General features: G+C 66.5%; 29 protein-coding genes and 1 tRNA gene. 25 read left to right on the top strand and 5 right to left on the bottom strand.

Annotation, left to right across the window (positions count from 1 at the left end; all coding sequences use genetic code 11):
- Positions 1–149: 149 nt before the first annotated feature.
- The 5 genes from OOK38_RS06695 (at position 150) to OOK38_RS06675 (ending at position 4,788) form a co-directional block, all read left to right on the top strand.
- Positions 150–341 (top strand): AlpA family transcriptional regulator, encoded by a 192-nt coding sequence (locus OOK38_RS06695; protein WP_266762730.1) that lies wholly within the window; start codon positions 150–152, stop codon positions 339–341.
- Positions 338–1,777, top strand: a complete 1,440-nt coding sequence (locus OOK38_RS06690; protein WP_266762731.1) for a tyrosine-type recombinase/integrase — start codon at positions 338–340, stop codon at positions 1,775–1,777. The genes OOK38_RS06695 and OOK38_RS06690 overlap by 4 nt, the downstream gene beginning before the upstream one ends.
- Positions 1,778–2,038: 261 nt before the next feature.
- Positions 2,039–2,572 carry a hypothetical protein gene (locus OOK38_RS06685; RefSeq protein WP_266848227.1) on the top strand — a complete coding sequence of 178 codons (534 nt, stop codon included), beginning with the start codon at positions 2,039–2,041 and terminating at the stop codon, positions 2,570–2,572.
- 651 nt (positions 2,573–3,223) lie between these two features.
- A complete protein-coding gene (locus OOK38_RS06680) occupies positions 3,224–3,385 on the top strand; it encodes a hypothetical protein (protein ID WP_266848226.1) in 162 nt (53 codons plus the stop codon).
- A gap of 353 nt (positions 3,386–3,738) precedes the next feature.
- Positions 3,739–4,788 (top strand): hypothetical protein, encoded by a 1,050-nt coding sequence (locus tag OOK38_RS06675; RefSeq protein ID WP_266849314.1) that lies wholly within the window; start codon positions 3,739–3,741, stop codon positions 4,786–4,788.
- 35 nt (positions 4,789–4,823) lie between these two features.
- Here OOK38_RS06675 and OOK38_RS06670 read toward each other — a convergent pair whose 3' ends face one another.
- Positions 4,824–5,768, bottom strand: coding sequence for a hypothetical protein (locus tag OOK38_RS06670; protein ID WP_266848224.1), 945 nt, complete (start codon positions 5,766–5,768; stop codon positions 4,824–4,826).
- 44 nt (positions 5,769–5,812) lie between these two features.
- Entirely contained in the window at positions 5,813–6,619 is an 807-nt protein-coding gene (locus OOK38_RS06665) for a ThiF family adenylyltransferase (RefSeq protein ID WP_266848223.1), read from the bottom strand.
- Positions 6,620–7,721: 1,102 nt separating this feature from the next.
- Between OOK38_RS06665 and OOK38_RS06660 the strand changes: the two genes are divergently transcribed.
- Both OOK38_RS06660 and OOK38_RS06655 read left to right on the top strand, forming a co-directional pair.
- Positions 7,722–8,957 carry a helix-turn-helix domain-containing protein gene (locus tag OOK38_RS06660; protein WP_266848221.1) on the top strand — a complete coding sequence of 412 codons (1,236 nt, stop codon included), beginning with the start codon at positions 7,722–7,724 and terminating at the stop codon, positions 8,955–8,957.
- Positions 8,954–9,517 (top strand): flavoprotein, encoded by a 564-nt coding sequence (locus OOK38_RS06655; protein WP_266848219.1) that lies wholly within the window; start codon positions 8,954–8,956, stop codon positions 9,515–9,517. The genes OOK38_RS06660 and OOK38_RS06655 overlap by 4 nt, the downstream gene beginning before the upstream one ends.
- 217 nt (positions 9,518–9,734) lie before the next feature.
- Here OOK38_RS06655 and OOK38_RS06650 read toward each other — a convergent pair whose 3' ends face one another.
- Positions 9,735–10,130, bottom strand: a complete 396-nt coding sequence (locus OOK38_RS06650; protein WP_266848217.1) for a winged helix-turn-helix domain-containing protein — start codon at positions 10,128–10,130, stop codon at positions 9,735–9,737.
- Between the two features lie 162 nt (positions 10,131–10,292).
- Here OOK38_RS06650 and OOK38_RS06645 point away from each other — a divergent pair, with 162 nt between their 5' ends.
- The 15 genes from OOK38_RS06645 to OOK38_RS06575 all read left to right on the top strand — a co-directional run bounded on the left by OOK38_RS06645 (position 10,293) and on the right by OOK38_RS06575 (position 21,142).
- Positions 10,293–10,583 carry a hypothetical protein gene (locus OOK38_RS06645; protein ID WP_266848216.1) on the top strand — a complete coding sequence of 97 codons (291 nt, stop codon included), beginning with the start codon at positions 10,293–10,295 and terminating at the stop codon, positions 10,581–10,583.
- Positions 10,580–10,726, top strand: a complete 147-nt coding sequence (locus tag OOK38_RS06640; protein ID WP_266848215.1) for a hypothetical protein — start codon at positions 10,580–10,582, stop codon at positions 10,724–10,726. Before OOK38_RS06645 ends, OOK38_RS06640 begins: the two co-directional genes overlap by 4 nt.
- Positions 10,723–11,718, top strand: coding sequence for a DUF2637 domain-containing protein (locus OOK38_RS06635; RefSeq protein ID WP_266848214.1), 996 nt, complete (start codon positions 10,723–10,725; stop codon positions 11,716–11,718). Before OOK38_RS06640 ends, OOK38_RS06635 begins: the two co-directional genes overlap by 4 nt.
- Positions 11,715–12,365 carry a GGDEF domain-containing protein gene (locus tag OOK38_RS06630; protein ID WP_266848212.1) on the top strand — a complete coding sequence of 217 codons (651 nt, stop codon included), beginning with the start codon at positions 11,715–11,717 and terminating at the stop codon, positions 12,363–12,365. Before OOK38_RS06635 ends, OOK38_RS06630 begins: the two co-directional genes overlap by 4 nt.
- Positions 12,365–12,751: an RRQRL motif-containing zinc-binding protein gene (locus OOK38_RS06625; RefSeq protein ID WP_266848210.1), complete on the top strand. Its 387-nt coding sequence runs from the start codon at positions 12,365–12,367 to the stop codon at positions 12,749–12,751. The genes OOK38_RS06630 and OOK38_RS06625 overlap by 1 nt, the downstream gene beginning before the upstream one ends.
- Before the next feature lie 80 nt (positions 12,752–12,831).
- Complete coding sequence (locus OOK38_RS06620) at positions 12,832–15,072, top strand: cell division protein FtsK (RefSeq protein WP_266848209.1); 2,241 nt, start codon at positions 12,832–12,834, stop codon at positions 15,070–15,072.
- A 141-nt stretch (positions 15,073–15,213) separates the two neighbouring features.
- Complete coding sequence (locus OOK38_RS06615; protein ID WP_266848207.1) at positions 15,214–15,465, top strand: hypothetical protein; 252 nt, start codon at positions 15,214–15,216, stop codon at positions 15,463–15,465.
- Positions 15,466–15,485: 20 nt separating this feature from the next.
- The gene (locus tag OOK38_RS06610; RefSeq protein ID WP_266848205.1) at positions 15,486–15,674 is read left to right on the top strand and encodes a hypothetical protein; all 189 of its coding nucleotides are present in this window, start codon (positions 15,486–15,488) and stop codon (positions 15,672–15,674) included.
- A 13-nt stretch (positions 15,675–15,687) separates the two neighbouring features.
- Positions 15,688–16,296 carry a hypothetical protein gene (locus OOK38_RS06605; RefSeq protein ID WP_266848203.1) on the top strand — a complete coding sequence of 203 codons (609 nt, stop codon included), beginning with the start codon at positions 15,688–15,690 and terminating at the stop codon, positions 16,294–16,296.
- 3 nt (positions 16,297–16,299) lie between these two features.
- Positions 16,300–16,764 (top strand): hypothetical protein, encoded by a 465-nt coding sequence (locus OOK38_RS06600; RefSeq protein ID WP_266848201.1) that lies wholly within the window; start codon positions 16,300–16,302, stop codon positions 16,762–16,764.
- 89 nt (positions 16,765–16,853) lie between these two features.
- Positions 16,854–17,753 carry a bifunctional DNA primase/polymerase gene (locus tag OOK38_RS06595; RefSeq protein WP_266848199.1) on the top strand — a complete coding sequence of 300 codons (900 nt, stop codon included), beginning with the start codon at positions 16,854–16,856 and terminating at the stop codon, positions 17,751–17,753.
- Positions 17,750–18,907, top strand: a complete 1,158-nt coding sequence (locus OOK38_RS06590; RefSeq protein ID WP_266848197.1) for an AAA family ATPase — start codon at positions 17,750–17,752, stop codon at positions 18,905–18,907. Before OOK38_RS06595 ends, OOK38_RS06590 begins: the two co-directional genes overlap by 4 nt.
- A complete protein-coding gene (locus OOK38_RS06585) occupies positions 18,904–19,098 on the top strand; it encodes an AlpA family transcriptional regulator (protein ID WP_067029612.1) in 195 nt (64 codons plus the stop codon). Before OOK38_RS06590 ends, OOK38_RS06585 begins: the two co-directional genes overlap by 4 nt.
- A 2-nt stretch (positions 19,099–19,100) precedes the next feature.
- Complete coding sequence (locus OOK38_RS06580) at positions 19,101–20,558, top strand: tyrosine-type recombinase/integrase (protein WP_266848194.1); 1,458 nt, start codon at positions 19,101–19,103, stop codon at positions 20,556–20,558.
- A gap of 62 nt (positions 20,559–20,620) precedes the next feature.
- Positions 20,621–21,142 carry a hypothetical protein gene (locus OOK38_RS06575; protein WP_266848192.1) on the top strand — a complete coding sequence of 174 codons (522 nt, stop codon included), beginning with the start codon at positions 20,621–20,623 and terminating at the stop codon, positions 21,140–21,142.
- 79 nt (positions 21,143–21,221) lie between these two features.
- On the opposite strand, the gene OOK38_RS06570 is transcribed toward OOK38_RS06575, so the two are convergent.
- Positions 21,222–21,854, bottom strand: a complete 633-nt coding sequence (locus tag OOK38_RS06570; RefSeq protein WP_266848190.1) for a hypothetical protein — start codon at positions 21,852–21,854, stop codon at positions 21,222–21,224.
- A 203-nt stretch (positions 21,855–22,057) separates the two neighbouring features.
- A tRNA-Arg gene (locus tag OOK38_RS06565) sits at positions 22,058–22,129 on the bottom strand.
- A 158-nt stretch (positions 22,130–22,287) separates the two neighbouring features.
- Between OOK38_RS06565 and OOK38_RS06560 the strand changes: the two genes are divergently transcribed.
- From OOK38_RS06560 to lysA, 3 genes are all read left to right on the top strand, one after another.
- Positions 22,288–22,785, top strand: a complete 498-nt coding sequence (locus tag OOK38_RS06560; RefSeq protein WP_266762796.1) for a response regulator — start codon at positions 22,288–22,290, stop codon at positions 22,783–22,785.
- A gap of 1,030 nt (positions 22,786–23,815) precedes the next feature.
- Complete coding sequence (gene nrtL / locus OOK38_RS06555) at positions 23,816–25,018, top strand: ArgS-related anticodon-binding protein NrtL (RefSeq protein ID WP_266762797.1); 1,203 nt, start codon at positions 23,816–23,818, stop codon at positions 25,016–25,018.
- Between the two features lie 34 nt (positions 25,019–25,052).
- Positions 25,053–26,444, top strand: coding sequence for a diaminopimelate decarboxylase (gene lysA / locus OOK38_RS06550; RefSeq protein ID WP_266762799.1), 1,392 nt, complete (start codon positions 25,053–25,055; stop codon positions 26,442–26,444).
- Positions 26,445–26,545 lie beyond the last annotated feature (101 nt).

Here is a 26,545-nt window from a genome sequence, read left to right as displayed (position 1 = left end):
GCTTTCCGCGATTTCTGTGGCGACCCGCACCTTGCGGCATCGCCGCAGGTCAGGCCCGTAATCCAGGGATTCTGTGTATTTCGTGGTTTCTGTGGCGGCTCTCGGCTGGTCCCACCACCTTCCCTTGCTCTCTCGCCCAAGGAGGAGTCGTGGCCAAGCCCCGCGACGAGATGCTGACCATCCCCGAAGTGATCGAAGAGATAGGCGTACCGCGAGCGACGTTCTACCGCTGGCGGCAGTACAAGAAGGGCCCGAAGTCCATCAAGCGCCCGAACGGCGCGGTGCGAATCCGGCGGTCCGAACTGAGTCGGTGGCTCCAGACGTTGGAGGAGAGCGCGTGACGAAGGGCACCGACAGTGGGGCCGAGCTGAACAACCGCTCGGCCCCGGAGGGGTTTTCGCTCGATGCCCGCCTGTGGAAGGTGTCCAAGGCACAGAGCAAGACCCGTCCCTATCAACTCCGTTGGAAAGTTGGAGGGAAGGTAAGTAGTGCAACCTTTGCCACGGTGGCGCTCGCAGAGAGCCGCAGATCTGAACTGTGGCAGGCAATGCGCCGTGGCGAGGCATTCCGCATCACGGATGGTCTGCCTGAATCCGAGGTACGAGCCGAGGCCAGTGCGAAGCAAGCCCGTGAGGAACTGCCCTGGTTCGCTTTCTGTCGCGAGTACATGGCGATGCGCTGGCCGACCGCCGCAGCCAAGACCCGTCAGGGCATCGCCGATGGGCTCGCCGCGGTGACGCTGGCTCTGATGGAGCAGGAACAGAAAATTCCGTCGCCGGAAGAGCTGCGTCTCGCCTTCCGGTGGGCGGTCATTCCCAAGAACGCCGAACTTGACCCGCCGGATGGACTTGAAGACGCCTACGAGTGGATCTCCAATAAATCGCTTCGCGTCTCTTCGCTGGAAGACCCGAAGATTCTTCGCGATGTTCAGTATCGGATCTCCTTCAAACTGGACGGGACCCCCGCGGCGGGGGAGACCTCCCGTCGCCGTCGGCGCGCGCTCAACACCGCGGTTGAATATGCCATCGAGCGCAAGCTTCTGACGGAGAACCCACTCACCGCAATCAAGAAGGTGAAGAGCGCTTCATCGGACCGCGTGGACCCCCGCGTTCTCGTGAACAAGACGCAGGCTGCTCAACTCCTCGCCTCGGTCTCGTACGTCGGGACATGGGACCGCAAGAAGGGCCGGCGTCTGGTGGGCTTCTATGCGGTCATGTACTTCGCGGGGCTCCGTCCGAGTGAGGCTGTGGGCCTCAGCAAGGCTGATTGCTACCTTCCGGAGAAGGGGTGGGGCGTTCTGACGCTTCACGACACGCACCCCGTGTCGGGCAAACAGTGGACAGACAGCGGAGAGCGCCACGACAAGCGCGGCCTGAAGTCGAGGGAGGCAAAGGAAGACCGACCAGTCCCAATCCCTCCGCCGCTTGTGGCCATGCTCCGCGCCCACCTGAAGGAGTTCGGCACGGCCAAGGACGGACGGCTCTTCACGAACGAGCGGGGCGGTCTCGTAGGCAGCAGTACCTACTGGCGTGTATGGCGGGACGCTCGGGAGTACGCGCTCCCGCCTGACCTCCAGGTGTCCATCCTCGGGGGACGTCCGTACGACCTGCGGCACACCTGCATCACCACGTGGCTGAACGCTGGAGTACCCGTGGCCGAGGTTGCCCGCAGGGTCGGCAACTCGCCGGAAGTGATCCATCGTGTCTATGAAGGCTGTATCTATGGCCAAGAGCAAGCCATGAATGAGAAGATCGAAAAGGAACTCTCCTGGCCGTAGGGCATGGATGACGGCACTTGATCGTTAGTTCTGACTCGGCAGCTTGGGTTCCTGCGGGCTGTAGCGGCGGTGCATCGGGATGCAGATTCCCTGGTGCACCACCACAGGAGTGGGCATAATTAGCGCACTTGCGTAAACCATGGGGGAATCATGGCGGGTGCTGAAGTTGCTGTAGTAGCAAAGGCGGGGACCGCAGTCCTGAAGGGGGTCGCGAGTCAAGCCCTCGGGGCGCCCGCTTGGCCCAATCTGCATGCCGCATTGATGGAGCTGCACGAGATCTTGCGCGAATGGTGCGAAGCCGCGGAGCAAACGAGCGAGGCTGTCACACTCCTTGAGCAGCAGCGGCTAGATGAAGCTCGTGATGCCTACGATGTATCGAACGTAGTTTTGCGTTCAGTATTTCAGGGGCCTGTTGTGCAGATTGGTGGGTCCCGCAGCTATACGAACAGGGCGACGAGTGACATTGACTCGGTGCTGCAACCTTCGGCTCCGGTGATGCAGCGGTGGAGCGGCGCTAAGCGCCGGCAGGCTGCCAGGCGCTCCCTTCGCAGCCTGATGGGTATCTACTGTCCTGAGCTCTTGACCGAATTTGACGAGGCGGTCAGTTCTAGGTCTCGGTGGGTCGAAGAGCATCGTCGCACAGTGAGGAAGGGGCTCAAGAGCGGGCTCTCCGAGGGAGAGTTCCAGGCAATGGCTGCGGAGATGCAGGCCACGCTACAGAGCCTCAGGTTGGTGCGTCAGCGACTGCTTTCGCTCATCCAGCAGCGCTACCCGCTTGGGGGAGAGCCTGACTGAGGCGTGTCCCTCGTGTGCATCGACTGTCGATGCACGGCTGGAAGCGCCAGTCAGGAGGGGGGCGGCGTTGGGTCAGCTTCCGTGCCTGGTTGCGACGTCCTATCGCAGGTCTATCGCGATCAATGCGAACTAATGACAAAGAGCGGGACTCAGTGAGACTGAGCCCCGCTCTTCATGCTAGGCATCTGCGCTGGTCAACCGCATCATCATGCTGGTTGAGGCGAAGTGCCCCCGGCAGGATTCGAACCTGCGCACACGGCTCCGGAGCACAATCAGAGTTCGGCTTGCGAAGGGGCCCTGACCAGTAGGTTCTGTGATCCACAAAAGCGTGTGGTGTTCTCCTGTATCGCAGATAGTGCGAAGGCGGAAGTCGTCTCCGGCTCCTGCGCCTGTTGAACGCGGTCGGCTTCGCCGACGGGCTGCAACACCCGTGGGCTCGGCTGGATGTCGTCCCCGCTGGGATCAGGGCTCACTGCCGCGGATCGCATAGGCTTGCCGCGAAGCGCGTGGTACTAGGTCGGGTCCGAGCCTCAAGCGCACCTCACACAGCCCAGGATGCTGAAGCCATTCATTCCCAGCACTACGAAGCCGGATCGGACTGGCGAGCCGCAGGTGGCGGGACAAATCCATTCATCATGGAGTTGTCGTCCCGTGTCCTTCCTGTGGCTGTTCGCCGTTCCTCCCTTGCTGGTCACGATTGTCGTCGCGATCTGCGCTCTGTTCGCAGCGTTCACCTTTGACGACAGCAAGGCCCGACGGGCCATTGAGGTCGTCAAGCTGCTGCGCGGAAGTCTGCCGCGCATTCGTCGTTAACACGCGATACAGCAGCGTCCCTGACGGGCTGCAACCCCCCGGGTGTTGCAGCCCTCTGTGACCGGACAGCCCGGACAGCGGTTTCTCCAAGCTGTCCGGGCTGTTTGTGCAGGTGAGGGGCTCAACCGGACAGCCGGACAGCCCGGACACCTCCTGCGCGGTCCCGGCTCCGGAGGGCGCTCAGGGGCAAACGGCGTGCGGCAACTGCGCGGCCTGCATTCGTCGTTCGACCCTCAACTTTGAGCCCGCTGGCTCGAACAGCGCTCTACCCGCCCTTGCTTCCCGCGTTCACTCTGCCAAGTGCGACTAGCTCGACAACTGGCTGAGTGTGGGGAGCGCTTGGAGGGTTGCTGGTGGCCTACGTTCCAATTTTGAAGGGCAAGGCGGGCGAGTTTCTGGCGTTGGGGCACGCCTCGGTCGACGTGCAGGCTCAGCTCCGCCCTGTGATGGAGATCGTGCCTGACTTGGAGCTACGAGACTTGCTGGACACCTTTTGCGAGCATGCCATGGACAACGTGCCGGACGGCATGGTCCTCACGGTTGACTGCGGCGCATTGCCACCCGTCCGCGTGCTCAAGGGAGACGTCGGTGGGCCTGTAACGCGAGTTGGTGAGTCTTTGGGGCTACGTGGTGTTGTTATGTCCCCAGTCTTCAGATGTTCCGACCCTGATGACGTGTTGGGAGAGGTGGCAGGGGTAGCCGCGGCCCACCAGCAGGGAGCGTGCCTGCGAATCTCCACGGCCGCTGATTTCAGCGAATCGCTACCCAGCAGGGATCAGGTGCGCGACTTGCTTTGTGCAGTGCAGCTGGCTCCTGAGGAGGTCGACTTACTGGTTGATGCCGGTCCAGTGCACTCGGATCGGACTAGGGAAGTTCTGGCGGAAGAGGCCACCGAAGCACTGAGCCATCTCTCGCCCTGGGCCTGGAGACGCGTCTGTGTGGCGGCCGGCGCTTTCCCTGTCAACCTGAGCGGCTTCAGACGAGGCCAGGCCACGCCGGTTGTGAGGGAAGATGCACGGCTCTGGGCGAAGGTCGTCGAGAAGTGGGACGGGCCGCAGCCTGACTTCGGGGACTTCGGTGTGACGTACCCCCGCATGCTGCCCAAGAGCCGTGGGACCCCGGACCCCAACATGCGCTACACCACAGAGGAGAGCTGGCAGGTCTTCGTGTATCCGCGGGTTCGGCAAGGCAACGATGACTTCTTCACGCTCAGCCAGGACCTTGTCAATTCGCCTCACTGGCCTGTCACGGGGGCTGCCACATCTTGGGGCGACGCCCGCCTTCAGGAGTGCGCCCAACGCCTGCGTCAGAAAGCGGGAGGAGGCACTGAGTGGCGTGCCTGGGCAACCTCGCACCACCTAGCCGTCGTGACGTCTCAGCTGACAGCCACCGGCCACCCCTAGGGCTGAGTGGTGTCGGTGCAGGTGCGGACACGCTCTTAGACGTCCCGCTCCTCTCCCTGGTTTCGACTATCCCCTATTTGCTTCTCAATGTGATTCTGCATTGTATCGCCTAGCTCATCAAGTAGCATCAAAAATTCTTGAGGCCGCGTTCGAGATTCTGCCAGGTCGACTGAGATGGTTACCTCGATTCCCTCTTCTACGAGGGAAGCGGCGGCAAACGGGGATGATTTCGGAAAATCCTCCGGATAGGTGTAAGCGCATTGGAATACACGGCTTCCGCGGCGCACGCTCCCCCTCCATATGACTGTATCTCTTCGCGTATAGGGTTGCATGCCCGGGTGGATGGCTAGCCAAGCCTGGTCACGTGCCAGGGAATTTTGACCTTCGCTTGTATGGCGCCAATCAGTGTCGTTTGCATCGATCGTAGAAGTACCTCCGCCTGTTCTACTAGTTGTCCGACTGCGCAGGCTCTTTGCGTGCGCTTCGACTGCAGCGTGAATATCATTGCGGGTTCGCACGACTTGGATAGAGTCAGGGGCGATCTCGTAGTATTTTTCAGATCCGCGCGGAAACGCAAATGTCTTTCCTCCCAAAATCCCTGTATCGTCGATAGCTAGGGACGAGATCATGATTTCTTGATCATATCTTGGACTGTTCACTGTCCCCCAGTGTGCCTGTATGTCTCCTCGGCTCAGATTGGGAAACCCGTTTGGGTGATGGCTGTGCCATAGGCCTATGAATGCGAGGCCGGGAAACTCCCTCTCAATGCGCTGAAATAGCTCAAGTTGATATTCGGTATCAGGGTGATGGAATACGGCAGAGCGCGATGTCCCCGGACCGGAATCGAGATAATCGCATACTTCGACTTCCAGGTCAGCGAGCTTGGCTTTCCGGCGTCTGGTCACGGGGGAGGAGTTGCGAATGTAGCCAACAAACTTCCCCCCTACCTCAACATCTGGGTTCTTTTCGATTTCCAGCATCGCTCGATCGAGAACGCATTCATGTATGTGTAGCGGGATGTGTTTCATTGCTCAACCCGGCCATGGTCGGCCCCGCAAGCGAGGTAACACTCTTTCTGCGCCTTGATCAACAAACGGCTTATTTCGTAATGCTTAGAAAATACGCCCGGCTCGGGGCGGATACCCATAGTGAGCCAGTTAAAGTTAAGCTGTGGTACGTACGGTGAACGGTCACCCATGAGTGTGCTCCATGCCATGTGAGCGTGGAACGACGCTACCAGCGTGACGTCTATAGCTAGCCCCGAAGTGGCGAAGTCCGACTCGCCAAGCCCGTACCGATTTTTCTTCTCTTCGTCTGTGAGGTCGAAGGCGTCTTCGATATTCATGTCATTTCGATCGGCGACCAACTGCATGCAAGATAGGCAGCCGGTTTCCCCAGGAGCGTACAGGTAGACCTCTCCGCCGAGGCCTGTACGAATAACAGAACCTGTAATGCATGGACGTTGGATTTGTACACACTGGGTGTTAATCCAATTCCTTGAAGCCGGATCATCCACGGCCGATATGATCAAGTCAGATTCAGAAGCGGCCGACACGAAGGCAGAGGACTTGCGTACGTCTTCACTATACGCATTGACCTGGGCACCTGGGTTCCGGTCGTGTAGCCAGGTTTGCATTGCCTCAGCCTTAGGCATGCCTAGCTGACTACGCAACGCTGGATGCTTAATCAGGTTTACTGGTTCAAGAATGTCGGGATCGAATATGTCCCACTGCCGTATGCCGCACATGGCGAGCTGTTGGATTACCATTGCTCCACCGCTACCCAGTCCAGCTACGGTTATTCTCAGCCGGGCAACGTCTCGGTTGTCCACCAGGTGGTCTATGCGACTTGTGTCGAGTGCATTGGGGTGACTTGTTTGAGATGAACCGAATTCCATGAGTCGACTACCCGTCTGGTGATGACCGTTCTTGCCGAATCTCTAGTGCGCCTGTCCCTTTCCTGGCCAGTAGTTTTTGAACCTATAAACGTCGAATTTGTTCAGCCATATGGCGGTTCTCGTGACCATAAAGGCCACTGAATAAAATGGGCGCCATTGCTCGGACTTCATTACACAGAGATTTCCTGACGCGTAAATATGAGGCCCTCGGGCCTTCCATCCCACAGGTTCGATAGAAGGAATTTGGTTCGGAAAATATTCCGGCAGTGCGATGCGTATCTTATATGAGCTCCCCATCTTGGTTGTTAGGGAGCCGGAGAAGGAGAGTTTGTCGCCGAACCATGAGCGCTTCAGATGGAATTGCGGGTAATACCTCCTCATTTTCTCCTGCTCTGCATAGATTCGCTCTTTTTCTGGGTCTAGGATGAGTAGCCCCCGGGGAACTACGTGATCGGTGGAGGACATCTAGATTCTCGTCTCGCATGATCGGAATCGATACTCGCCTTTGGCGTCTCGTATTGCCACGCCGCGATCATTTTCTGTGGCTGGGTGGATGTTCCCATTTTCGTCCACCACGATCGGTTGATCCTCGGACTGCTTGTTTAGAATGCTTTCTGCGCGATTTATCTCGGCGGATGTTTCATTCGACATGACGTATCCCCCTAAGGTTGTGTTCGCGAGGATCTAGAGTCGTAGCGCGCAGGAAGAATTGTTCTAAGGTGCGGCGCCTACACCGAAACGAAGGCCGTACATCTCCAGGCTCCAACAGTGTGCGTCCATCGTCAATCGCAAGCCCTTGGGGGGGCGGATTTGCAGACGGGCTGAAACACCAGGGGGGTTCAGCCGGTCTGTGTCCGGACAGCGCGGACACCTTCAAGCGGGAGTCCGCCAGACCCGGACAGACTGTCCGGGTCTGCTCCTGTTCCAAGCTTCACGCTCAGTTTGGAGGGTGCTTGAGGTCGAGATCGCTTCCGGGCTCCCCGCCGCGTCGGTACCGTGAAAGACGCCCCTACTCAGCAGCGGGAGGCAACACCCCATGCGTGGTCTTGGAGATCACCTCAGCATCGGCGAGCGCATTGCGTTCTACCGCAAGCGCCGCGGCTATACGCAGGAGGTGCTGGCCGGCCTCGTCGGTCGTAGCACTGACTGGCTCGCGAAGATTGAGACCGGGCGCAGGAAGCCGCCGCGTATCGACATGCTTGCGGAGTTGTCCCGCATCCTGCGCGTCCAACTCGGGGATCTACTTGGGCAGACTGTCCTCATGGAGGATGAGCGGCAGCAGGATGACGTCCCCGCTGTTCGTGACGCACTCATGAGCCCACGGCGCCTCTCACGCCTGCTGTTTGGTCCCGATGCTGAGGCTCAGCTCCCGACTCCTGTCCCCGTGGCCGTGCGCGTGGAACAGGCGTGGAACGAATACCAGGGAGGACGGCTCGGCACTGTCGTAGCTGCGCTTCCTGCGTTGCTCCAGACGGCACAGGAATTGGAAGAGCGAGCAGCGCGCCACGGCGAAGAGCGCGGGGACTGCTGGGCCGTGTCGGCCCGTACACACCATCTCGCGGCTACAACACTGGCGAAGATCGGCGAATCAGACATCTCATGGCTCGCTGCCGAGCGTGCGATGCGAGCCGCTGACGAGTCGGACGACCCGCTCGTGCTGGCGTCCGCGGCACGGTCCGGCACCCATGCCCTACTCGCCAACGGGCGCTACGACGATGCCCTCGAACTGGGCAACGCGGCCGCAGCCTGGCTGGCCTCCCAGGTATCCGTGCACGATCCAGCGGCGCTCAGCCTACTTGGGATGATCCATCTCCGAGCGGCTGTCGCGGCAGCACGGCATCAAGACCGACCGACGGCTACGGGCCTGTTAGATCGTGCCGAAGAACTCGCAGGCGACCTCGGGTCGGATGAGAACTACTGGCAGACGGGCTTCGGGCCGACGAATGTCCTGCTCCATCGCTTGTCCATTGAGCTGGATCTCGACAATGTCTCGTACGTTGTGGAGCACGGCCGAATCAATGTGGACCACATGCCGCAGGAGCGCAGCGTCTCGCACCGCATCGACTACGCACGCGCTCTGTCGCTCGCCGGCCAGGGTGACGAAGCATTCACGGCGCTACGTTTGGCTGAGCGCACTTCGCCGCAGCTCGTGCGCAACAATCCAAGAGTGCGCGAGACGCTCAGGGACTTGATCAAGCAGTCCCCCGTGACCGGCGGATCGCGTTCATCCGAGGTGCTCGTGATGGCTCAGCGGTGCAGGGCGGTGCAGTGAGTTCAGGCAAGCGCGGGGTGCTCGGCGTGGTCGGATCGGCGGCTGGAGGTGTAGAGGCGCTGCGTACTGGCCTTGTCGAGCCAGCGATGGCGCGAGGTTGGCAGGTGGCTGTCACCCTGACGCCGACTGCTGGGCAGTGGCTGCGGATGAGCGGCGAGGTTGACCGGCTGGAAAAGCTCACCGGCCTGCCTGTACGTGACGAACCGCGTCTGCCTGGTGAGGCTCGATCACATCCAGCGGTCGACTGTTACGCGGTCGCTCCTGCTTCGGCCAACATGGTTGCCAAGCTCGCGGTCGGCCTGATGGACAACCAAGCTCTGACCCAGGTTGGTGAGGCTATCGGCACCCTCGGTCTACCAGTTGTCGTCTTCCCGCGCGTGAACGCGGCGCATGCTCGCCATCCCGCGTGGCAGGGTCACATTGACGTCCTCCTTGCCGGGGGAGTTCGTATCGTCTACGGCCCCGAGGTCTGGCCGTTGTACGAGCCAAGGGAAGCGCCGGCCGGGCGGGACCTGCCGTGGGCGGCCGTGCTGGACGCCGTGGATGTGGCCGCGCTCTGACGCTTCTTCAACCTTCTTGGCCTGTGCGAAAAAGAGGACCCGGACATTCTGTCCGGGTCCTCGCCTGTTGACGGCCGCATGCTCGTTGGCATGTCAGGGATTAATGATCGGATCGGCGAGTTAGGAGGCTTAACTCCTCCGGAACTTGCCGTGATCGAAGCGAGTTTGAGCAAGGCGCGCGCCATGGCAGAGCAGCTGGTGAGGCGTGCGGATGAGCTCACTGCGAGGGTGGAGTCTCGTCGCCGACAAGGTGTTCCAGGCGGTCCAGCCGCTCACCGAGCAGGCGAAGTGCGTCATGAATCGAGCTGAGCTCTGCCGCGAGGGCGGTGAACGCCGGACTGCTGCCTGGCTCGGTCCCGAGAGGCATCGATGGATCCCGGACGAACGTTCCGCGGCCCTGCTGGGTGAGCACCAGTCCCTCGTCACGGAGCTGGCCATACGCGCTCTGCACCGTCATGAGCTGTACGCCGAGGTCTTTGGCCAGTTTGCGAGCGGCGGGGAGCCGATCTCCCGGGTCGTATCCGGGGCGCGGTCCCGTGATCTTCTCGCGGAATTCCGCAGCGATCTCCTTGGCCGTGGGTGCCTGCCTGTGCGCGTCTGGGCTCTGCTCCATAGGTCCGAGAGTAGCTGGACCTAGGTCAATCTCCTGTTCTCGGGCCGACCCCATTGACAGTCAGATTGACATAGGTCAATCTGAAATCGCGGCGCTGGGACTCCCCAGCAAGGTCGCCCGGCGCCGCGGCCCTCCCTGCTCCTTCGACTCTGGAGAACGTCCATGCGCACATACGTTGGCCATCAACAGGCGGTTTCCGCCGATGACTTCGTAGAACTCGCCCTTGGCACCCCGGTTGAGCTGTGGCTCGGGGTGGAGGGCGAGACGGACGAAGAGCGCGCGGCTCGCTTGGATGCGGCGCGCGACATCCTCGCTGACAACCCGCATCTGCCCGACGACGTGAGCCGGATCGCCGCTGAGGCGATCGAGGCGTACGCGCCGGATCTGTTCAACGTCGTCCCGCTGGCCCGTCCCGCCGGCCGTCGGCCAGTGCGCAAGGGGGCGGCGGCATGAGCGAGGACCCGAACTTCCAGGACCGCATGTTCCTGGAGAGCGAGGCCGTCTATCAGCGCATCGTCGACGGCCAGGTGAGCGACGTGAAAGCCGAACTGATGGAGGCCCAGTTCCGGGCCTCGCAGGACGGTGAGAGCGCATGAGCGCGCTGGAGACCATCGAGCGTCCGGCCGTGCCACCGCTGACGACGCCGGAACTGTGGGTGTTAGGCGCGGTCGCCGTACTCGCGGCCGGGGTTGGCGGACTGGGCCTGGCCTCTTCCTTCGAGGCCGTGTCCGCGGCCGGGGCGCGCTGGGGCTTTGCTTCCCCGTGGATGCTGCCGGTTGGCATCGACACGGCGATCCCGGTGTTCACCGCGGCGTTCCTGCTGCTGATCCGTACAGACATGCCGCTGGGCTGGGTGCGGTTCGTACCGTGGGCGCTGACCGGGGTTACGTGCTGGCTGAATATCGCGGCTGGGCACTCGCTGTCCGCGAAGCTCGCGCACGGCACGATGCCGCTGCTGTGGGTGGTGCTGTCCGAGGTGGCCGCGCACGTCTACGCCTCCCGGATCGGCGCCGTCACGGGCCGTCGGATGGAGAAGATCCGCCGCTCTCGCTGGCTGCTCGCCCCCCTGTCGACGTTCGCCCTGTGGCGCCGCATGACGCTGTGGGAGGTCACCTCCTACTCCGATGCTTTGGGGCGGGAGCGGGAGAGGCAGTTGGCCCGCGCGGAGCTGCGTGAGCGGTTCGGTCGGCGGTGGCGTTCCAAGACGCCGCGGCCGGAGCGGGTGCTGTTGAAGTTGGGTGAGCTGGCCCCAGCCAGTGACGACCTGTCGTCCGTTCCGCCGCAGGACGCGGAGCCGCCGAGGCAGGAGACGCCCAAGCCGCCGCGCAAGCGCACCGCGAAGCCGAAAGTTAAGTCCGGTAAGGCGCCGCGGACCCCCGCTGAACTGCTCGCCGAAGCCCGCGAGGCCACGGCCGGGTGGGCGGACGACGCGATCAATGCCGAAGCGATTCGCACCACGCTGCACTGCTCGGCCGCGAACTCCCGCGTGTTGCGGGATCTGCTGCTCAGTGAGCGCGCGGACGGCCGGCGCTTGCACCCCATCGACAGCACCGACGACGGCGAGCGCGGCGAGGGGACGGCGGCATGAGCACCCCGGCGACCGTGCTGCTCTCCGCACTGGCCCCGGCCGCGGGTTGGGCTGTCCACGCCTGGAGGCTGTGGGCCCGTCTCGACACGGCACGGCGTGACCCGTTGACCGGCTTATGGACCCGTGACGGGTTCACCCGCCGCGCCACTGCCCTGCTCAAGGACCCGCGCGCGGTGGTGGTGCTGGCCGACGTGGACCGCTTCAAGCAGATCAACGACACGTTCGGGCATGCAGCCGGGGACGCGCTGTTGAAGGCGACCGCGGACCGGCTCACCCACCACGCCGGCTCGTCGGGCGTGGCCGGGCGGCTCGGGGGCGACGAGTTCGCAGCCGTCGTCATCGACAGCCACGGCACCGCGGGCGACCTGCTAGCCGTTCTGCACGGCGTGCTAGCCCGCCCGGTCGACAGCCAGGACCCGGCCATGCGAACCACGGTCTCGCTTGGCTGGGTGCGCGCCGCGGACTTCCCCGGCGACGATCTGTCGGGGCTGCTGCGGCGCGCTGATGAGGCGATGTACGCGGCCAAGCAGGCCCGTGCCGGAATGCGCCGGGCCGGGCTGGGCTGGCTGTTCGCCACCGTCATCGGTCGCCGTGCCGGCCGGACCGGCGCCCGCACCGACGCGCCGGTTGTCGGGGTGGGGGCCTGATGTCCACGGCCTTCAGTGAGTGCTACGACCCTAACGGCACCCGGTTCGGGGTTCCCACCTTCCCGTGGCGCTTTGCCCCGGACGGCTATGCCACTCGCCGTCAGCTCCGGGACCGCGGGCTGAGGCCCGGCGGACAGCCGATTGCGGCGCAGGTGATGCGCGGCCATCGGGGCCGGAAGTCCGGGGTGCAGGTCGCCTACCTCTACCGCGTCGACCGCGCCCGCCCGGTGCGGCCGATGACCTCCCGCAAGTGGGGAGCGCTCGCCCTGGCGATGCTCGCCCGCCGCACCTGCCCGCAGTGCCAGTTGGACGCCGGATACGTCATCCCGACCTCGCTCGGAACGTGCGTGTCCTGCGCCTACCCCGAGGAACAGCGCGCCGCATGACCCACGCGGCGGGCCCGACCGCCCACCTCCTACAGCGACGGCCGGGCCCGCCCTTTCCCTCCCGAGAGAAGGAACTGTCAGTGAAACACCCCGACGACGACAACGAACTCTTCAACCGGCTCGAAGTCGAAATGACCGACCCCGCGGCCCCGTCCGGGGGTGAGGTGGTCGACCTCGGCAAGGCCCGCACCGCGCGCGGCGAGTCGACCGACCCGGCTCCCGACCCGTCGGCCGACTCCGGTCCGTCGCAGTCGGCCGACCCGGAGCTGACCGAGTCGGCCGACGGGCGGCCGACGTTGGTCGACAGCACGGTGCCGACCGTGTCGGGGCCCGGCGTCATCGACCGGATCAAGAACTCCAAGCGGCTGGACGTCTTCCCGGCCTGGCTCAAGTCGGCCGCGGAGTTCCGGGAGGCACTCGGCTGGCTGGCCGGGCACGCCTGGCACACCGTCGCATTTCACGCGGTCCGCGTGCCGTTCGTCTACCTGCCCAAACTGATCTGGCGCGCCCCGCGCGGCGCACTCAACACCCTGGGCAAGGTGGGCCGCTGGTCCGTGGACGCCGAGGGCGAGGCCCTGCGGCAATACACGGCCACGAACGAGCAGGTCGACGAGTACCTCAAGCTCTCCCGGCAGCGCGACCGCCGCGTCCGCCTGCGGATGATCCTCACCGCCATGGGCGCCGTCGTCGCCCTCGTACTCACCCTGTTCCTGGTCTACGGCGCGGAGCCGATGACGCAGGTCATCGCCGCGACGGTGGCAGTGCTCGGCTTCGGGCTGGCCGGAGCGCCGGCGGATGCGCCGCTGGCAACGCGTGCGGTCATCAAGACCGAGGTGCAGAAGCTGACCAGCGACATCGTGGTCAAGGCCATGGCTTCCATCGGTATCGGCCAGATCACCTCCGCGGTCGCCAAGGGGCAGGACGGCATCAAGTTCGTCGCCCCGATCACCCGCGAGGGTCCGGGCTGGCGCGCTGACATTGACCTGCCGCTCGGTGTGACTCCGGCAGACGTGGCGGACCGGCGGGCCCGGCTCGCGTCCGGCCTGCGCCGCCCGCTGGGATGCGTGTGGCCGGACGCCGACCCCAACGAGCACGAGGGACGCCTGATCCTGTGGGTCGGGGACCGGGACCTGTCCAAGACCGGCATCGTCAAGTGGCAGCTCGCAGGCGCCCGCCGGCACGACGTCTTCAAGCGCGTGCCGTTCGGCATCGACCCGCGCGGCCGGGCTCAGGCGGTCCCGCTGATCCAGCACAACGTGCTGATCGGCTCGCAGCCCGGGCAGGGCAAGACCGCCTCCGTCCGGGTGCTGGCCTGCGGGGCGGCACTGGACCCGTCGGTGGAACTGTGGCTGCACGAGAACAAGGGCACCGGCGACCTGGACGAACTCGAATGCGTCTCGCACCGGTTCGTCTCCGGCATCCATGACGAAGCGATCGAGTATGCGGCCGACTCGCTCAAGCTGCTGCGCGCCGAGGTCATGCGCCGTGCGGCCGCGATCAAGAAGCTGCCGCGGGACCTGTGCCCGGACAAGCGCATCACCCGCGCCATCGCCGACAAGCGCTCGCTCAAGCTGTGGCCGCTGCTCGCCGTGTTCGACGAGTGCCAGAACCTGTTCGCCCACTCCAAGTACGGCAAACAGGCAGGTGAGGACGCCGAGTTCATCATCAAGCTGGGCCGTGCCCTCGGGGTGATCCTGGTCCTGGCCACCCAGCGCCCGGACAAGGATTCGCTGCCGACCGGGATCAGCGGCAACGTGTCGATCCGCTTCTGCCTCAGGGTGGCCGGGCAGGTCGAGAACGACATGATCCTCGGCACGAGCGCGTACAAGAACGGAGTGCGCGCCACCTCGTTCCGCCCGGAGATCGACGCCGGTAACGGTTACCTCGGAGGCGCCGGCGCGCTGCCGGTGGTGGTGCGCACCGCCTACCTGGACGACAACGCCACCCACGCGATCGCTCAGCGGGCGCTCGCGCTGCGCAAGGCCGAGGGCACGCTGTCCGGCGTCGCCGTCGGGGAGGAAGCCGAGAGCGGGGCCGGACCGTCGTACGACCTGCTCGCCGACGTCGCCGCGGTTGTGCCGACCTCGGAGAAGCGGGTGTGGAACGAGCGGATCGCCGCCCGGCTCGCGGAGCTGCGGCCGGAGGTCTACGGCGGATGGAAGGGCGAGAACGTCACCTCCGCGCTCAAGCCGCACGGCATCAAGACCACCGGTATCGCCGGGACCACCGACGACGGCGAGCGCACCACCCGCCGCGGAATCGTCCGCGACGACCTCACCACCGCGATTGCGGAGCGTGACGGAAACCGGGGTGCCGCCTAGCCCCGTACCACCGCTACCGGTAGCGGGCCCACCTGCTACCGGTAGCACCCCCGCTAGCACCCCAAACAGCATCCGATCAGGGATCTAGCGGGTAGCACCCCCACCTGCGAAAACCTCGGAAACCGGCCCGGAGGGACCCCGATGACCCCCATAGCCCTTGCTATGACATGCCTGCTCGTCATCACATTCTGTTACGGCTCTCTGTGTGCGGGGAGCCCGTTCGGCACCTGCCGCAAGTGCAACGGCTTCGGCTTCGCCACCACCACCGACCGCAAGGGACGCCCCAAGCGCGGCAAGCACTGCCGCCGCTGCAAGGGCCGCGGCAAACGCGTCCGCGTCGGCCGATGGATCTACAACCGCGCCTCACGGATCTACCGCGCAGGCACCCGCTGACACGAAAGGAGGCCACCCCCATGGCCGTGACCGTCTCTCTGGTTCTGCTCTTCGGACTCGTCCTGTTCTTCCTGCTCCGCTCCAAGTCCCTCGGCTACGGCGCCGCGTTCATCGCCGCGATGTTCGGGTTCTTCCTCGCCTCAACCGGCGCCGCCGGACCCATCAACGAACTCGCCCGCGCCGTCATCAACGCCATCCCCGACCTGTGACAGGAGTCCGGCCGTGAACGAACAGATCATCGCCCGGCACTGGCTCGCCCTCATCGCCCCCAAGGCCGCGCCCGCACTCGCCACCTCCACCGTGCTGATCCTGGCCCGCATCTGGAACGCCAACGGCGCCGAACACTCCATCGGCAACGCCGTGCTGATGACCGCGCTCTCGCTCGCCGCCGCGACGGCCGGCGTGTGCGCGAGCATCGGCCGCGCCGGAGACCCCGTGATCGCCGGAACCGCGTTCGCCGCCTCTGGCGGGCTCGCCCTCGCCGGGGTCGCAGGATACGCCGACGGGCTGTCCCTGCCGCTGCTGCTGTGGGTGCTCGCCACCGCCACCGCCTACGGGCTCGCCGCGCGGTACTGGCGCACCGACCGCCGCGAGCACCTGGCCCACGAGCGGCAGACCAGCGCGCGCCGCGAGGAACACGCCCACACCGAGCGCGTCGAAGCCCTGCGCGCCGGAGCACGGATCGAGGTGGCCCGCACCGGCGCTGCTTACGCCGAACAGCTCGCCCTCGCCCTCACCGCGCGCGCCGTCCTGCCCGGCTTCGACGTCAAGGCCGTCGAAGCCGCCGGACTGCCCGAACTCCCGTCCACCAGCACCGGCAAGGAGTACTGACCCATGTTCGAGATCCGCATCATCTGTGACCTGGCCGACAAGGACCGCGTCAGCGAGGCCCTGGCCGCCGCATTCAACACCGGTCCGGCGCGCCAGCACCCCACTCGCGACGGCCAGCGCACCCGCCTCTACCTCGCCGCCGACCACCGTCCCGAGCCGGAGCCCTGGCCCGCGCCTGAAGAGGCGTACGCGCTCGCCCCGAGCATCATCAGCGAGATCGGATGGACCGCCCGGACAGCAGCCGACAGGCCGTTCCTCGACGCGCTCAACCGGGAGTTCTGGCTCCGCAAGGCCGCGCTGCTGGACCGCATCGCGCTGAGCAACGAAACCGACAGCGTCACCAGCGACGCGGCAGACCTCGCCACCCGAGCCGCACAACGGCTGATGGAGCTGGACGACACGGCCGTCGTCAGCGACCCGCGCCACTACGTCCGCCAGCAGTACGCCCACTGGGCCAAGAACCAGTAGCAACGCCGCGGCGGCGGGACTCCCCAGCAAGGTCGCCCGCCGCCGCGGTTCTCCCTGCCCATCCGAAGACAGAACAGGAGCACCCCAGCATGCCGTACCCGGACGGCTCTGCCCAGCTCACCGCCGCGCTTGACGCAGCGTCCCGTGACTGGCGCGTCTTCCCCCTCGTCCCCGGCGACAAGCGCCCGGCCATCTCCGACTGGGAGACCCGAGCCACCACCGACCCGGACCGCATCACCCGTTCCTGGTCCGTCGCCGCCTACAACATCGGCATCTCCACCGGCCCCTCCGGCCTGATCGTCATCGACCTGGACAAGCCCAAGCACCCCGGCGACACCCCGCCAGCCGCTTGGGCCAAGCACGGCGTCACCGACGGCGCCGACGCCCTCGCCGTACTCTGCGAGAGCCACGGCCAGCCCGTCCCGGCTGACACGTACACCGTTCGCACCTGGAGCGGCGGCACCCACTTGTACTTCCTCGCCCCCGAGGGCGAGCCCCTGCGCAACACTGCCGGGGACAGCGCCCGCGGGCTGGGCTGGAAGGTCGACACCCGCGCATGGGGCGGACTCGTGGTCGGTGCAGGCAGCACCTTCGCCGGATACCCGTACGAGGTCACCCGCCACGACCCCGTGGCACCGCTGCCGAGTTGGCTCGCCGAACTCCTACGCCCCGCGCCACTGCCCCCGCAGACACCCATCACGGTTGCCCTCACCGGGCGCGGACGGCGTACCGCCTTCCTCCGGTCCGCCGTCAACGGCGAGGTGGAACGCGTCACCGGCTCCGCCGAGCACCAACACAACGACGCGCTCTTCATCGCCGCAGTCGCCCTCGGACAGCTCGTTGCCGGAGGCGAGTTGAGCGAAGCCGACGTCACAGGCTGGCTCCTCACAGCCGCGCTCCAAGTCGGACAGGGCGAGCGCGAGGCCCGGCGCACCATCGCTTCCGGCCTCAGGACCGGAGCACGGCGCCCCAGGACGGTCGCCGCATGAGCGCCAACCCCATCCCGCCCCTGCACCTGTATTCCGTGCCCAGCGACACCGAGGCGGTCTCGGTCCCGCCGCCGAAGCGGGAGCGCCCGCGGACCGCATGGACAGCCGATCAGCTCATGGCCGCCAACTTCCCCGAGCCGAAATGGGCCGTTCCCGGCATCCTGGCCGAGGGCGTCAGCCTGCTCGCCGGACCGCCCAAGGTCGGCAAGTCCTGGCTCTCCCTCGGGCTGGCGCTCGCGGTCGCCGCCGGAGGCCAGGCGTTCGACTCCGTGCCCGTCCAGGGCGGACCCGTGCTCTACCTCGCCCTGGAGGACACCCCGCGCCGCCTTCAGACCCGGATGGGCAAGCTCTTGGGCGGACAGCCGGCGCCCGCCGGGCTGACCCTGGTCACCGAATGCCCGCCCTTCCCCCAGGGCGGAACCGAGGCCATAGCCCAGTGGCTGGACCGCAACCTCGAGGCCCGCATGGTCGTCATTGACGTGTTCGCCAAGATGCGCGGACAGGCCCCGCAGGGCGTATCGGCGTACGACGCGGATTACGTCGCCGTCGGCTACGCGAAACGCCTCGCGGACTACTACGGCATCGCCGTCATCCTGGTCCACCACGTCCGCAAGGCAGGCTCGGACGACTTCCTGACTGAGGTCTCCGGGACCAACGGCATCGCGGGCGCGGCAGACGCCACCCTCGTACTGAAGCGGGCCCGCGGGCAGGCGGACGGCATCCTGCACGTCACCGGCCGCGACGTAGACGAAGCCGAGTACGCCCTCAGCTTCCAACCCGCCTCCGGAGCCTGGCACTTGCTGGACGGCCCGGCCACCGACCACACCGTCGGAGACACCCGAGCCGCGATCCTCCGCTACGTCCGTGCCCATCCCGGCGCGAAGCCCAAGGACATGGCAGGCGAGCTGCCGCACGTCGACCTGGACACGATCCGCCGGACCTGCGCCCGCATGGCCGAGGCGGGACAGCTCAACAGGGACGTCGGCGGCCGGTACTACCCGGACACCGAGACCCGGACACAGGGCGCCCCGGAGGTGTCCGCACTGTCCGACTGTCCGGTTAACCCCTCTGACCAGCACGAACGACCCGGACAGTCGGAATTGGAGCTGTCCGGGCTGTCCGGGTCGACCGAAGCCGAAGGGACGGCGGTATGAGCGCTCGCGCGCTGGACGAGAAGTTGACCGTCGCCGAGGTCATCACTGATCTGAAGGTGGCTCCGTCGACCTTCTACCGGTGGCGTCAACTCGGGAAGGGCCCGCGCTCGATCAAGCTGCCGAACGGCGACGTGCGCATCCGCAGGTCGGAATACGAACGGTGGCTTGCGGAGCGGGAGGACGCCGCGTGAGCATGACCGAAGACACCCCGGCTCTCCGCCCCCACGGGGCGGCCCGGTCGGGGTACTCCCTCGACGTCCGGCTGTGGAAGGTCACGAAGGTCGACCGCAAGGCACGCCCGTACCAACTCCGCTGGGTCGTGGGTGGGAAGGTGAGGAGCGCGACGTTCGCCACGTCGGCACTCGCCGAGAGTCGACGCTCGGAGCTCCGGCAGGCCATGCGGCGGGGTGAAGCGTTCGAGATCGCGAGCGGACAGCCTGAGTCCGAAGTCCGCGCCGCGGCTGAAGCGGCGGCATCGGCGGTTGAGGCCGAGCCATCGTTACGGTGGTTCGAGTTCTGCCGGAAGTACGTCGCCGGGCGGTGGCGCATGAGCGCCGCGAAGACGCGTGAAGGCATGGCGGACGGGCTCGCGGCCGTGGCGCTGGCCATGGTGAAGCGCGGGGACGACGCTCCTGACGACAAGTACCTGCGGTTGGCCTTCCGGTGGGGGATCGTCCCCGCGAACGCGGGGGAGGATCCGCCGGCCGAGCTGAAAGCCGCGTACAAGTGGCTCACGACGGAGGACAGGCCGGTCGTCGACCTGGTCGACCTTGAGGTGCTCGAGGACGTGGCCTATCGACTCAGCTATCGACTGGACGGCACCCCGGCGGCGGGGGAGACGCACAGACGGCGGCGGCGCGTCCTGAACACGGCCCTCGAACAAGCCGTCGCGGCCAAGGAACTCCCCGAGAACCCGCTCCAACGAGCCCGCGGGAAGCGCGTGGGCTCCGGTGGGGTGGTGGACCGCCGCGTGCTCGTGAATGCCGTACAGGGGCGCCAGTTGCTCGCTGCCGTCTCCTACGTCGGCTCGTGGGACCGCAGCCGCGGGCGGCGCCTAGTGGCGTTCTACGGGGTCCTTTACTACGCGGGGCTCAGGCCCGCTGAGGCAGTCGGGCTGAGGATCTCTGACTGCCACCTGCCAGAGGCAGGTTGGGGCACGCTGACGCTGCGGGAGACGCGTCCCGTCTCGGGTAAGCAGTGGACCGACTCCGGGGAGCGGCACGACCGCCGGGGCCTGAAGGCCCGCGAGTCCGATACTGACCGCCCGGTGCCCATCCCGCCCGTCCTGGTCACCATCATTCGGGCCCACCTGAAGGTGTTCGGGACCGCCAAGGAAGGGCGCGTGTTCGGGAACGAGCGCGGGGGAGTCGTCGGCTCATCCACGTACTGGCGTGTGTGGGAGGAGGCGCGACGGTTCGCCCTCCCGCCGGACCGCGTCGAATCGCCGCTCGCCGGGCGCCCGTACGACCTGCGGCACGCATGCATCACGCGGTGGCTGAATGCCGGGGTTCCGATCGCTGAGGTAGCCCGGCGGGTCGGCAACTCCCCGGAGGTGATTCACCGCCGCTACCACGGCTGCATCGACGGACACGAAGAAGCCGCCAACGCGAAGATCGCAAAGGCCCTAGAGGACGAGGGTGACGTGGCCTGAGGCCAAAGGTGGCAAGCAACTTCGTATGCGCGCTGGGTAGTCGATGGCTCACAATGTGCGGTGTGACTGTCGCTGAGATGGTGCTTGCTTACGTCAAGGTTCTTCTCTGGCCTGCGGTTGCCGCCATAGGTATCTGGCTGATACGTGATCGGCTGCCTGGCATATCGCGGGTTGAGACCCCTATGGGGGCAGTGGAGTTCGTGGCTACAGCGCAGCGGGCACACGAGCAGATCAACGAGGAGACAGAGCCAGCAGCCCGGCGCGTGGCGCACCAAGGGAGAGGGGATGCTTTCGACTTCGCCAGCGTTCTGGCGGAGGAACGTCCCCTGGAATCCATCGTCGCCGCTGGGTCGCTTGTGGAGGCTGCTTACTACTATGCGGCCGCCGCAGGTAGAACCGAAGGTGTGACGGTACCCGTGCTGGAGTCGCTGGCCCGGCTGCGCGTATTGCGCGAGAACGCATTACGTGAGCCGAACGTGGTGACCGCAGCCGGGGCCCGGGAGTTCGTACAAGCCAGCAAGCTCACGGCAGTGCACTTGGGGATCTCGTGGTTTCCCGGCGTGATCAATGTGCCAGGAACTTGATCTTGCGTGTCGGGGGTGTGGCCCGGTATCGCAGATAGGTGCGAACAGTGAGCGACAATGAGGGAGCGGGACTCGCTGCTTACCTGCGAGTCCAAGTCAAGGAACGTCGCTGGGGACCTCCTGACCTGGCGGGATGCGGCGCGGTAAACCGCGCCTGTGCATCACTCGTGAACCGGCCGACGCCTCGCCGAAAAGCTGTCGTCCGATCGATGAGGTCTTGCCATCGCTCCGCCTCATCTGGTGTGCGGCCTGCGCGGGCCGCACACCAGCGGTACAGGGCGTCTGTGGTTGAGGTCAAAGATTCTCTGACCCCCTTGGCACCTTCGGCGAGAGCTGAGGGCAGGCGGAGGCCAAGGGCGACCTCCTGCAACATGCACTCGTCCTGAAGGCCTCTCAGGCTTCTGATGATTTCATCGCGCGATTCGATGCCATAGACCGCGAGTGTTTCCGCTTGGCTGGCTTCAAGTTGACCGATGGAGACCACTTGACCGATCTTGAAGAGTGCCTGATTGCACCGGTCGATGTAGAGAGTGCAGGCGTCGACTTCCATCTGCCACAGAGCGTCTGCCCGTTGCCCTGCGAGTTGTAGCTCCACGCCCTCGACTGTGCCGCGAGCCTGCGCCTTGCCGCCGGCGTAGCCTCCCACGGCGCCCAGCGCCGCGCTGACAATGCTGATTATGGCTCCCAGCGCTACTGCCCAGGTCTGGTCCATGGTCGCGCCTTATCTGAGCAGTGGGTCTTCCGTCGTCCCTGCCCGACACTCTCGCGTGTCGGAGGTGTGTCGCGTGTATCGCAGATAGTGCGCGAACAGTGAGAGAGAACGAGAAAGAGCGGGAGCCAGTGAGACTGACTCCCGCTCTCTCGTCTGGGCATCCGCCCAGCTCAGCGCTTGATTCAGGCTGGCTGTGTGGCGAGTGCCCCCGGCAGGATTCGAACCTGCGCACACGGCTCCGGAGGCCGTTGCTCTATCCCCTGAGCTACGGGGGCGTGTCGGGCGCTTTGTGTGCGGCGACGGGTAGAACCCTACCAGCTCTTTCCGGGGTGATCGCCACGTGTTTTGGTCGCGGCGGGTGGCGTTGTGGGGAGTGGGGGAGTGCTCGGGGGAGTGGGGCTGTGGCTGCGGTGGGTGACGGGGTCCGCACGGGGTGGAAGTGGGGAAAACCCGGACGCGGCGGTGGGCGCGCACCTACTCTCGAGTTGTGCCAGGCGCGTCCGGCCGAGTGCTTGTTGTGGACGACAACAAGGTCATCCGGCAGCTGATCAGGGTCAATCTCGAGCTGGAGGGTCTCGAGGTCGTGACCGCGGCTGACGGTGCCGAGTGTCTGGACGTCGTCCATCAGGTTCGGCCCGATGTCGTCACACTCGACGTCGTGATGCCCCGGCTCGACGGACTGCGAACCGCCGCTCGGCTGCGTGCTGATCCCCGGACGCGGAGTCTTCCCATCGCCATCGTCAGCGCCTGTACTCAGTACGAGGTCGAGAGCGGGCTCGACGTCGGTGTCGACGCCTTTCTCGCCAAGCCCTTCGAGCCCTCCGAACTCGTGCGGCTCGTGAGGCAGTTGATGGAGCGGCGTGAGGTGGGCGGTGGTGTCGTGGGCGGTCCCGTCGAGGAGACCGAGGGTGCGGGACGCACCGGTCATTGAGTTCATTGAGTCCGACTCTGCGGGCTCGTCGTCGTGGCGCCCCGATCGGGTGCATCCGGCTGGCCCGACTCGTGTGGAGCAACCCGGTCGTCGGGCTGGGCCGGACCCGCTGATTGGTGAGACGCGCCCCTTCCTTTCCTTTGTCGCCGCTTTGTCGCCGAGGGTGTGCTCCCGGGCTTGGAGGGGGTTTCACCGTGGGCGCCTGGCCTCGGACCGTGGCGCCCCACCTGCCGAGTTGTGCCGGACCGGCTGATCGCTGAGATGCGCCCGCTCCCTCTTGAACCGAGGGGCGACCCCAGCAGGCGTGGGCGGCGTTCCCGTCAGCCCTCGTCTCGGAACGCGACCTTCCGGAGTCCGTCCGGCCCGAGTGCCCAGCGCCCGTCCCGTCGCCCGGAACCCGGCTTCGCGGAGTCAGCCGGCGAGTCCAGCGCACGCTCCCCTAAGCCTACGATCTGGCTTACGGCCTGGCCCACGGTCTATGCCGGGCCGCCGATCACGGTGATTGCGCCGCCCGTCCCCTCTATCGCCGAGGTCGGTCATAGGCGCGGCTGGCGTTCCGGGGCAGCGCCCGGCCTGGGAACTCAGCCCCAGAGTCCGGTCCCAGAACCGAGCCTCGGAGTCCGGCCCTCAACCGACCTAGGGGCTGTCGTTTGGATCAGGTCGCAGACGCGGGGCTTGGCACGCACGTCTGCCGCGTTGTCGACGGTCACCGACTCCCCCCACACTCGGCCTCGCTCGAGCGGGGGACCCCCAGCGTCGATTCCCTCCTCCGCCTCGCAGCCGCACGCACCAGACCCCGCTCGCCCCGCTCCCCCTGCCGACAAGGCGCCGTGCGTCTCCTGCAGCCCGATCCAAACGGCAGCCCTAGGAACCCCCGGTGAGCCCAACCCCGTCAGAGTCGGCCCCCCCCGGAGTCCACCCCGAAAAGCCCCCTGGCCCCCGCCCCGCCCGCCGCCCCTCCCGTCCACATCCCGGACCATCGGCCAAACCGGCTCGCTTACCCACCCCCCTCCTCCCCTAGGCTTGTCCCGTGACTCCCGTCGAGCTCTCCCGTACCGTGCTGCGCGCGGTGCGTCGTGCTGTCGACGTGGGGGAACTGTCCGTCTCCGTGCCCGCGAGCGTCGCGGTCACCCCGCCCGGGCCGGGCGGGTGCGGGGACTACGCGACGAACATCGCGCTGCGGCTGGCCGGTCCGGCCGGGCGACCGGCCCGGGAAGTCGCCGACGTCCTTCGGCCGCACATCGCGGATGCCCCCGGCGTCGCCGACGTGGCCGTCACCGGACCGGGTTTCCTCAACATCACCCTCGGGGGTGGAGCGTCCGCCGCCCTGGTGGAAGAGGTCCTGGGGCAGGGGACGCGTTACGGGCACGGTGACACCCTCGCCGGGCAGGTCGTCGAGCTGCGCGTGCCCTACGACACCCGGGCCGAGGTCGTCGCCGACACCCTCGTACGGATCGTCGCCACCCAGGGTGGACGCGCCGAGGTCCGCCACGCCGAGCCCGTGAACCTCCGGCCCGTGCCCGCGCCGGAGAACCCCGCCCCGCTCGGCCCCGACGCCGCCCGCTGGGCACTGCTTCACCCGGCGCCCCACGATCGGCCCCGGATCAGCGCCGATCACCTTCTCCAGCGAGAGAGCAACCCTCTCTTCCGCGTCCGCTACGCCCACGCCCGCACCCGGGCCCTCAGCCGTAACGCCGCCACCCTCGGCTTCACCAGTGCCCCGGCCCCGCTTGGGGCGCACCCTGTGGACGGCCTCGCGGACGGTCCCGTCGTCGACACCGGCGCCCCCACCGGCACCCTCACCGACGCTCGCCGTACGGACGCTTCCTCCGGGACCTCCGCCTCCGGGACCTCCGCCTCCGGGACCTCCGCCTCCGGGACCTCCGCCTCCGGGACCTCCGCCTCCGGGACCCTCACCCCCGCAACCCCTGCCTCCCGAACCCCCACCCCCGGAACCCCCACCCCTCCCCACGAAGCCGAGCTCCTCGTCGCTCTCGCCGAGTATCCGCATGTCCTGCGGGTCGCCGCGCGGGATCGGGGGCCTGATCGGGTGGCGCGGCATCTTGTCGTCACCGCGGACGCTCTTCTCGGTTTCCAGCACGTCGTGCTGCCGTTCGGTGACGAGAAACCCTCGGCCGCCCACCGCGCCCGGCTCGCGCTCGCCGAAGCCGCCGGGACGGTGCTGGCCGGCGGTCTGTCCCTGCTCGGCATCAGCGCACCCGAACATCTCTGACTCAGCAGATGACACAGCAGAAAGCCCTACAGACATGAGCCGTTCCGCACACCCCGCCGGGCCCCGTCACGCCGATGTCCTCACCGAGGGCCACTACAGCGCGCCGCCCGCCGACCTCAACGCCCTCGACCCGAAGGTGTGGGCGCACACCGTCAGCCGTACGGACGACGGTGTCGTGAGCGTCGGAGGGCTCGAAGTCACCGCGCTCGCCGAGGAGTTCGGCACGCCGGCGTACTTCGTCGACGAGACCGACTTCCGGGAGCGGGCGCGGGCCTGGCGCACCGCGTTCGGGCACGACGCCGACGTCTTCTACGCGGGCAAGGCCTTCCTGTCGCGCGCCGTCGTGCGGTGGCTGCACGAGGAGGGGCTCAACCTGGACGTGTGTTCCGGGGGTGAGCTGGCGACCGCCCTCTCCGCCGGGATGCCCGCCGACCGCATCGCCTTCCACGGCAACAACAAGTCCGAGAACGAGATCCGTACGGCCATCGAGACCGGTGTCGGGCGGATCGTGCTCGACTCCTTCCAGGAGATCGTGCGGGTGGCCCACATCGCGCAGTCCCTCGGCAAGCGGCAGCGGGTGCAGATCCGGGTGACGGTGGGCGTGGAGGCGCACACCCACGAGTTCATCGCCACGGCGCACGAGGACCAGAAGTTCGGGATCGCGCTCGCCGACGGGCAGGCCGCCGAGGCCGTACGGCGGGCGCTCGCGCTCGACGCGCTCGAAGTCGTGGGGATCCACTCGCACATCGGGTCGCAGATCTTCGACATGGCCGGGTTCGAGGTCGCCGCCCGACGGGTCGTCGCGCTGCTGGCCGCGGTGCGGGACGAGCACGGCGTCGAGCTGCCCGAGATCGACCTCGGCGGTGGCCTCGGTATCGCGTACACCAGCGACGACGACCCCCGCGAGCCGCACGAGATCGCCAAGGCGCTGAGCGAGATCGTGACGCGCGAGTGCGAGGCCGCGAAGCTGCGTACGCCGCGGATCTCCGTGGAGCCGGGGCGCGCCATCGTCGGCCCGACCGCGTTCACGCTGTACGAGGTCGGCACCATCAAGCCGCTCGACGGTCTGCGGACGTACGTCTCGGTGGACGGCGGCATGTCCGACAACATTCGCACCGCGCTGTACGACGCCGAGTACAGCGTCGCCCTCGTCTCGCGGACCTCGGACGCCGAGCCGATGCTGGTGCGCGTCGTCGGCAAGCACTGCGAGAGCGGTGACATCGTCGTGAAGGACGCCTTCCTGCCCGCCGATCTGGCCCCGGGCGACCTCATCGCCGTCCCGGCGACCGGTGCGTACTGCCGGTCCATGGCGAGCAACTACAACCACGCGCTGCGCCCGCCGGTCGTCGCGGTGAAGGACGGTGCGGCGCGGGTGATCGTCCGCCGCGAGACGGAGGAGGACCTTCTGCGTCTCGACGTGGGGTGAGAGTGAGGGGTGCGGGTGAGGGGTGAGGGGTGTGGCGGCGGGTGTCTCGGGTGTGATGCCGCCGATGACCTCGACGACGACGTCGATGAGCCCCGCTGGTG

Source organism: Streptomyces sp. NBC_00568 (assembly GCF_026341855.1).
Taxonomy (GTDB): Bacteria; Actinomycetota; Actinomycetes; order Streptomycetales; family Streptomycetaceae; genus Streptomyces.
Note: the sequence above shows the minus strand (reverse complement) of the source record. Positions and strands in the feature narration are given on the sequence as shown.